This window comes from Moorena sp. SIO4E2 (assembly GCF_010671945.1).
GTDB lineage: Bacteria > Cyanobacteriota > Cyanobacteriia > Cyanobacteriales > Coleofasciculaceae > Moorena > Moorena producens.
Genome location: NZ_JAAHIE010000935.1, coordinates 1 through 2,180 on the forward strand (window position 1 = coordinate 1; position 2,180 = coordinate 2,180).

Below are 2,180 nucleotides of genomic sequence, written 5' to 3' on the forward strand. Positions count from 1 at the left end.
AGTTAGAGTCGATGCCTAGGTATTACCCTAGGGCACCTCTCCTTCAGAACTGGACGTGAAAGTTTCCCCTCATCCAGCTCCTAGATATCCTAGTCCTTCGACTTGCTCCAGTGGAGTTGTTGGTGGCAACTTTGATGTATTGCCATTAAATTCTTTGACTTCCAATTGTCGTGGTTTCCATCTATGTGATGAAGATGTACAGATTCGTCGTCTATGAATTTTAATCCGCAGTGTCCACAGGAATGGTGTTGTCTTTTCAGAGCTTTAGCTGTTACATTGTCGTATAGTTTAGAATTTCTTCTACTCCAATACGTTATGTTTCCGTCGTAGGGGGTTCTAGTTTTCTCTACCATGATAAATCCGTTTTGCTCGTGTCCTACTTTTGGGAAAGCTTTCTTACATAGCTCTACAGCCTTATGTTTGTCTACTTTCTTTTCTTTTAGGAATTTACGTCTTGCGGATTCGTCTATGAACCAGAGGGAGTCTCTCCCGCTGTTCATGTCACACCATTTGTGGTAGTTTCTCCATCCCCTTACTATGGGTGCTAGTTTTTGCGCCTTTTTCTCTGCACCATAGTTCGAGCTGAGAATTATGGTTTTTACCTTCTTACGGAAAGTTTCGTAGTTTTCCTTTGAAGGAATACTTCTGAATTTTCCATTCTTTTTTTGGACTCGGAAATTCCAGCCCAGGAAGTCAAAACTGTCTGTCGTTTTGGTTACCTTGGTCTTTTCTTCATTGATTTCCATTCCGCGTTCTGCTAAAAAGGTTTTTATTTTATTTAATACCTTTTCAGCGTCGTCTTTTGGTTTTAGAAATATTACCATATCGTCCGCATATCGGACGCTAGGGTGTGTATCTTCTATTCCGTTGAGTGCAATGTTGGCGAGAAGTGGGCTGACTACCCCTCCCTGGGGCGTTCCTTGTTCAGGGAATTCCGGATTGATGCCAGCTTTTAAACATCTGAATATCCCCGTTTTCAGACTAGTTGGTGCTATCAATCTATCCATGATGGATTTGTGGGAGATACGGTCAAAGCACTTCTTTATGTCTAATTCGATAACCCTTTTATTGATGCCATTTTTGTTCGCCGCTAGATTCGTGAACATATATTGTTGGGCATCGTGAGCACTGCGTCCAGTTCTAAACCCGTAACTTCGGGCGTGAAAGGTTGCTTCATGGGCTGGTTCCAGGGCGAATTTGGCGCTTACTTGCCATGCTCGGTCGGCTATGGTAGGTACTTTAAGAATTCTTACTTTTCCATTCTTTTTAGGGATAGGAATTTCTCGAAGTCCGCTATGTTTCCAGACGTGGCCATAGTGGTTCAATTCATTCAGTAGCTCCATACGCTCTTTGTAATTGAGGGCTGTCTTCCCGTCAATACCGGCAGTTTTTTTGCCTTTATTTAGTTGTGTTACTTGACGGATGGCCAAAAGTTGTGCTGAACGGGATTTTAGAATCAGTTTCTGTAGAGACCGGGCTTTCCTCAAATTCCCAGCTTGAACTGCTTTATACACTCGCTTTTGTAGGCGGAAAAGGTTTTGTCGGAGTTTCTTCCAATTTTGTCCTTTCCAAAGTTCACTATAAGTTTTGTTACTCATGTGTCTAACTATGCTCTGCTAGAGTTTGTGTATTCTGGATACCCGCAGGCAGTTTCCGCCTGCATCCTACCCGACAGTGGGGATTAGGTTTGGCATAACTTACTGGGATTACGACCTTTGTTCCCAGACCCGTATTTTGCTGTCGTTTTTACTCGTTCCATTCCTGAGATTGGTCTGGGGATTTAGGACGGTTCATTTTGCCCATTATCTCCTCGGAGTTTATGACTATCACAACGATAATGTCATGAGAATAGATAATAGAGTCATACGAATTTTTATTTCCAGATTTCGTAGCTCTGCGCTTGGACACTTTTATAGAACCTGTTTATCCTTGTCACCTCCCTATTAGCGCCAGTGTTGTCTATCTGCTTCATTTTCAACTGATTGCGCCCTGTTGCCAGCTTCACTCTAATGAAATGCCGTTCATCTCGGTGTGGCCAGGTAAGGAGTCACCTGTCTCCGCAGGGGTGGGGCTTTCACCCACATCCAAGAAATAGTTAGGAATTTTTGAGGTTTTTGACCTCGCGATTCCCCCAACTTATACCCTCTATTTAGAGGTTCCTAGTTGGAACGAGCCGCACC

General features: G+C 43.3%; 1 protein-coding gene. It reads right to left on the bottom strand.

The window, feature by feature from the left end; translation table 11 throughout:
* Positions 1-89: 89 nt before the first annotated feature.
* Positions 90-1,598 (bottom strand): group II intron reverse transcriptase/maturase, encoded by a 1,509-nt coding sequence (locus tag F6K37_RS39155; protein ID WP_287256629.1) that lies wholly within the window; start codon positions 1,596-1,598, stop codon positions 90-92.
* Positions 1,599-2,180 lie beyond the last annotated feature (582 nt).